General features: G+C 61.8%; 6 protein-coding genes. 5 read left to right on the top strand and 1 reads right to left on the bottom strand.

From position 1 onward, the window contains the following. On the bottom strand, nt 1-382 hold a 382-nt coding region (locus P1U55_RS00030; protein WP_301045398.1), incomplete at its 3' end, for a hypothetical protein. 143 nt (nt 383-525) lie between these two features. Here P1U55_RS00030 and P1U55_RS00025 point away from each other — a divergent pair. The 5 genes from P1U55_RS00025 to pnp form a co-directional block, all read left to right on the top strand. Further along, nucleotides 526-1,497 (top strand): calcium-binding protein, encoded by a 972-nt coding sequence (locus tag P1U55_RS00025; protein ID WP_301045397.1) that lies wholly within the window; start codon nt 526-528, stop codon nt 1,495-1,497. A gap of 48 nt (nt 1,498-1,545) precedes the next feature. Further along, a complete protein-coding gene (locus tag P1U55_RS00020) occupies nt 1,546-2,031 on the top strand; it encodes a DUF5665 domain-containing protein (protein WP_301045396.1) in 486 nt (161 codons plus the stop codon). A 143-nt stretch (nt 2,032-2,174) separates the two neighbouring features. Further along, nucleotides 2,175-2,444: a 30S ribosomal protein S15 gene (gene rpsO, locus P1U55_RS00015; RefSeq protein WP_301045395.1), complete on the top strand. Its 270-nt coding sequence runs from the start codon at nt 2,175-2,177 to the stop codon at nt 2,442-2,444. Nucleotides 2,445-2,605: 161 nt separating this feature from the next. Continuing rightward, nucleotides 2,606-3,733 carry a GAF domain-containing protein gene (locus P1U55_RS00010; RefSeq protein WP_301045394.1) on the top strand — a complete coding sequence of 376 codons (1,128 nt, stop codon included), beginning with the start codon at nt 2,606-2,608 and terminating at the stop codon, nt 3,731-3,733. Between the two features lie 216 nt (nt 3,734-3,949). After that, nucleotides 3,950-5,696, top strand: a 1,747-nt coding sequence (gene pnp / locus P1U55_RS00005) for a polyribonucleotide nucleotidyltransferase (RefSeq protein WP_301045393.1), incomplete at its 3' end; no start/stop codon positions are given.

Below are 5,696 nucleotides of genomic sequence, written 5' to 3'. Positions count from 1 at the left end.
CCACGCTCACCGCATCAATGCCATCGGCCTGCGGCTCTTCGGCCCCGTCGTCTTGGCGCTTCCGCTCTTCCTCCACCTCCATCGCGGCGAGATCGGCCTGGAACGCAGCGATATCAAATTCCGGTGCTTCGGGGCCGGGGCGGGGCAGGGGAGGTTGCTCTGCGATTTCCAGCGCGGCCTCGTCCCGCAGGGCGGCTTCGGCAGTGGCCAACTCCGGGTCACGCAGGCGCCTGCGCCGCAATTCCCAGCCGAGAATCAGCAGCAATGCCACCACGACGAGCAGCGCAAGTGGTATGATCCATCCCATCATCGGCGCGATATTCTCCCCAATCACACCAAAATTCCAGCCCCAGCCTATCAATTCGCTGATTCCATTAACCATTGCTGAGTATTTTTTGCAGAACTGGCCCCGGGTTAACCATTTGTCTCTCGGTTTCTGCTAAATCATTGGCGTAGTCTTTGGCAGCCGGGCGTTCCCTGCTGCCAGCGGTCCGGGTGGGGGCCGGTCATGAGGGGTAAATTGTCATGTTCACGTTGCTTGGACTCATGAGTGCGATGCTGGTCGGCTCAGCTGTTATTGGAACGATCGGGGAAAACGCCCCAGAGGATGACCTTCCGGAAGACGACTTCAGCAATGAGGATGGCGGCGCGCCGATCAATCCAACAGTTGATGATAGCCTCCTCGCGGATCCTGATCCCTTTAGCCCCACAGAGCCTGAAGCAGGCAGCACTCAGGTGGGCTCTGCTGAGGATGACTTGATCAACGGCGGTGGCGAAGACGATGTGATGAACGGCTACGAAGGCGATGATATTCTCGTGGGCCACGAGGGCGATGATCTGGCCTATGGAAACGACGGCGATGATATCATTTCCGGCGGGATCGGCGATGATACCCTCCACGGCGAGGCGGGAAACGACACGCTTGAGGGGGGTGAGGGGCAGGATGCGCTTTGGGGCTATTCCGGTGATGATACACTGACTGGCGGCGCGGGCGATGATGATCTTACCGGCGGCGACGGCAGTGATACGCTCTCGGGCGGCACGGGCGATGATGATCTGGAAGGCGGCCTTGGGGATGATTTCCTTGAAGGTGGTGCCGGGCTCGATAACCTCAACGGCGGCAATGGCGATGATGTCATCACCGGCGCCGACGATCAGGAAACCGACTACCTGCTTGGCGGTGAGGGCGATGATACTCTCGTGCTGGGCGCGGGCGACGTGGCCTCTGGTGGCGCGGGGGCTGATATCTTTGTCCTCGGTCCCGACCTTGTGGAAGACACCGTTGCCCAGATCATGGACTTTGACACCACCGAAGACAGCCTTGCGCTGATCTGGGACGACAGCACTGGCGATGATGAGCCATTGATTGCGGTCGGCTTGGGCCAAGGCGGCGAAGCCGAAGTTTATGCCGATGGCGAATTGGTTGGCGTTGTGCGTGGTGGCGTCGGGCTGACCGTGGCCGATATAACGCTTGTCCCGGCCTCGATGGCGGCGTGACGCTGGCACGGGGTTTTCAACCGGGATCAAGCCACTATTCTCTGCCGTATGAGTGATCCCGATCCGCACCTTGCCGCCTCCGCAAATGCCGCCACAGGCGATGCCGACCATGACGCAACGCGCGCCGATCTTCGCATGGAGATCGTGGCGCTGCGCGAGGAGGTTTCAAAACTTAACAACCACCGCTTCCTGCAGATTTACGCCCGCTTTTGGCGGCTGATCGGCTTTCAGCTTTTGCGCGGCATGGCCTTTGGTCTTGGCTCTGTGGTCGGGGCGACGGTGTTGGTGTCGATCCTCGCCTACCTGCTCAGCCAGGTTGATTATATCCCGATCCTCGCCGATTGGGCGGCCAAGCTCGAACTTGAAACCACCGATGCCCGCACCGATGTGCAGGTTGAGAAGGCGCTGGAAGAGGTTGAACAGTCCGCCGATCCCGATTCCCCGCCCCCCGATCCCACGCCAGAGTTGGATACCGGCGGCAGGCCCGCAACGGGTGACGCCCCCGTAACGCCCCCCGCCACACCTGATAACTAGCCCCGCGCGAATCATCTTCCCTTTTGCGGGTTCATCGCCTATACGCCCCCGGTCCGCCCTCCTGGGCTGGCTTCTCCATGGACCCTGCTGGACGACATCCCGGCTTGCGCCCGCTCACATAAACCAAATCAAAGGAGACCCCGATGTCGATTACTGCTGAAGAAAAAGCCCGCGTCATCAAAGAGCACGGCACCAAAGAAGGCGACACCGGTTCGCCCGAAGTTCAGGTTGCCATCCTCTCCTCGCGGATTTCCACGCTCACCGAGCACTTCAAAACCCACAAGAAGGACAACCACGGCCGCCGTGGCCTTCTGAAGCTGGTGGCACAGCGCCGCAAGCTGCTGGACTATCTGAAGAACAAGGATGAGGCCCGTTATCGTGACCTCATCGGCAAGCTCGGCATCCGTCGCTGAGCCAGGGGCCAACACGGCCCGCCAAAGCATCAACGCGCCCCTCGCCGGGCGCGTTTTTCGTTTGTCAGCGCGGGTTTCGCAGGTTTTGCGGCCTATAGGCAAGGCCCATCACCGCTGATATAAACGAGCCTCCGACCCTCCCAGTTCAGGACCAGATTCCAATGGCCTCTCCTCCCCGTTTCCCGGATCAGCCCCCCGCAGATCACGAGGCCCGCCTGAACGATCCGGCGCGGCTGACGGCGCTTGATGCCTCGGGGATGATGGAAACCCTGCCCGAAAAGGTATTCGATCGCGCCGTGCGCCTGGCCCGCCAGATCACCGGGGCCGAGGTTTCGCTGTTTTCGCTGGTGGATGACAAGAAGCAGTTCTTCAAGGCAGCCGAGGGGCTGGCCGATGAGGGCATAACCGGCACGCCGCTGTCGCACAGCTTTTGCCAGTATATCGTCACCGCCGACGGCCCGCTTGCGGTGAAAGACGCGCGCGAGCACGCTCTTTTGCGCAATAACGGCGCAATCGGCGCTCTGGGTGTGACGGCCTATCTGGGCGTGCCGGTCCATGCGCCGGGCGGCGAGGTGCTTGGCAGCTTTTGCGCAATTGATGGCCAGCCGCAGGATTGGACCGAGGCGCAGATGGAGGCGCTGACCGATATCGCCGGCATCGTCGAGAGTGAGATCGCCCTTCATCAGGCCGTCGCCGAGCGGCAGCTTCTGGTCGAGGAATTGAACCACCGGGTGAAAAACCTCTTCACGCTGGTCTCTGGCCTGATGCGCCTGTCGCGTGGGGGCAAAGAGCCGCCCGAGGCGCTGGAGGCCCGCATCACCGCCCTGGCCCGCGCCCATGATTTGATCGCCCCGGTCATCCACGCCGGTGCGGCCAAGGCACCTGAGATTGCCCTGAAAACCCTGCTCGAAACGCTGGTTGAGCCTTATCGCGGTGCCGAGAAAAATGCCTCCTTTGAAGGCCCTGACGTGACGCTTGGCTCCCGCGCCGCCACCCCGCTGGCGCTGGCGTTTCACGAACTGGCCACCAACGCCGCGAAGTATGGCGCGCTCTCCATGCCCGAGGGCCGGCTGTCTGTAAGCTGGGCGCTGGGGGACGAAGAGCTGTCGATCACCTGGGCCGAAACGGCCTCTGGGTCGGGCCATCTGGCCGCCCCTACGCCGGGCTTTGGCGCGCGGTTGCTCTCGCTCTCGGTTGAGTCGCAACTCGGCGGGCGGATCGAGACAGACCTGAGCGAGACCGGCATGATCCGCCACCTCACCCTTCCGCGCTCCCATCTGGCCGAGTAGCCCAGCCAGCCTGCCGCTGCGAAATCCGGCGATAAATCGGCCCGGCCCGCGATGCCGGGTTTCTTTCTGCGCCGCTTTCCTGTATGGCCCGCCCATCTGAGACGTGACGCTTTGACCTCGGCGCATGGGATGATGAGGAGGTCGGCGGCAATGGGGCCGCCATGCAAACGGGAGACCCGGGATACGCCTGGGAGTGCTCCCATACAGGATACGCATATGTTCAACATTACGACGAAATCCATGCAGTGGGGCGAAGAGACCCTCACGCTTGAAACGGGCCGTGTTGCCCGCCAGGCCGATGGGTCTGTTATCGCCACTCTTGGCGAAACGTCGGTCATGGCCAACGTGACCTTTGCGAAAACGCAAAAGCCGGGGCAGGATTTCTTTCCGCTGACGGTTCACTACAACGAAAAGTATTACGCTGCGGGCAAAGTGCCCGGTGGCTTCTTCAAGCGTGAAGGCCGTCCAACCGAAAAAGAGACGCTGACCTCCCGCCTGATCGACCGTCCGATCCGCCCGCTGTTTGTGCCGGGCTTCAAGAACGAAGTTCTGGTCATCTGCACCGTGCTCTCGCACGATCTGGTCAATGACCCTGACATCGTGGCGATGATCGCAGCTTCCGCGGCGCTCACCATTTCCGGTGCGCCGTTCATGGGCCCGATCGCCGCTGCGCGCGTTGGTTTCGAGGATGGCGATTATGTCCTCAACCCCGAAGTGCAGGATATGGACCAGCTCCGCCTGAACCCCGACCAGCGCCTTGACCTTGTGGTCGCCGGCACCAAGGACGCGGTGATGATGGTCGAGTCCGAGGCTTATGAGCTCTCCGAAGAAGAGATGCTTGGCGCTGTCACCTTTGCGCATGAGCAGATCCAACCGGTGATCGACCTCATCATCGCGCTGGCCGAAGACGCTGCCAAAGAGCCGTTTGATTATCAGCCCCCGGATTACTCCGAGCTGTTCGAGGCCGTCAAAGCGGCTGGCGAAGCTGACATGCGTGCAGCCTATGCCATCCTCGACAAGCAAGAGCGCACTTCCGCCGTGGCCGCTGCCAAGGAAAAGATCCTTGCAGCCCTCACCGACGAGCAGAAAGACGACGCAAACCTCGGGTCTGCCCTCAAGAAGCTCGAGTCGGGCATCCTGCGCGGCGACGTGGTGAAAAACGGCAAGCGGATTGATGGCCGCAGCACCACCGAGGTGCGCGACATTCAGAGCGAAGTCGGCATCCTGCCCCGGACCCACGGTTCGGCGCTGTTCACCCGTGGGGAAACCCAGGGCCTCGTGGTAACCACGCTCGGCACTGGCGAAGATGAGCAGATCATCGACGCACTGCACGGCAACTACCGCAGCAACTTCATGCTGCACTACAACTTCCCGCCCTACTCGGTGGGTGAAGTTGGCCGTTTCGGCTTTACCGGTCGCCGCGAAGTTGGCCACGGCAAGCTGGCATGGCGTGCGCTTCAGGCGGTTCTGCCTGCGCCCACCGATTTCCCTTACACCATTCGCGTGGTGTCGGAGATCACCGAGTCCAACGGCTCGTCTTCGATGGCTTCCGTTTGTGGCGGTTCGCTCTCGATGATGGATGCCGGTGTGCCGCTCAAAGCGCCGGTTGCCGGTGTGGCCATGGGCCTCGTGCTCGAAGATGATGGCTCTTACGCTGTGCTCACCGACATTCTTGGCGACGAGGATCACCTCGGCGACATGGATTTCAAGGTGGCTGGCACCGAAGACGGCATCACCTCGCTTCAGATGGATATCAAGGTTGCAGGCATCACGCCCGAAATCATGAAAACCGCCCTGTCGCAGGCCAAAGACGCCCGGATGCACATCCTCGGCGAGATGTCCAAGGCGCTCACCTCTGGCCGGACCGAGTTTTCGGCCCACGCCCCCCGCATCGAAACGATGCAGGTGCCCACCGACAAGATCCGTGAAGTGATCGGCTCGGGCGGCAAGGTGATCCGCGAGA

Source organism: Vannielia sp. (assembly GCF_029212645.1).
In the GTDB taxonomy this organism is placed as follows: Bacteria; Pseudomonadota; Alphaproteobacteria; order Rhodobacterales; family Rhodobacteraceae; genus Vannielia.
The sequence above is the reverse complement of the archived record's forward strand: the minus strand, read 5'-3'. Positions and strand labels throughout refer to the sequence as shown.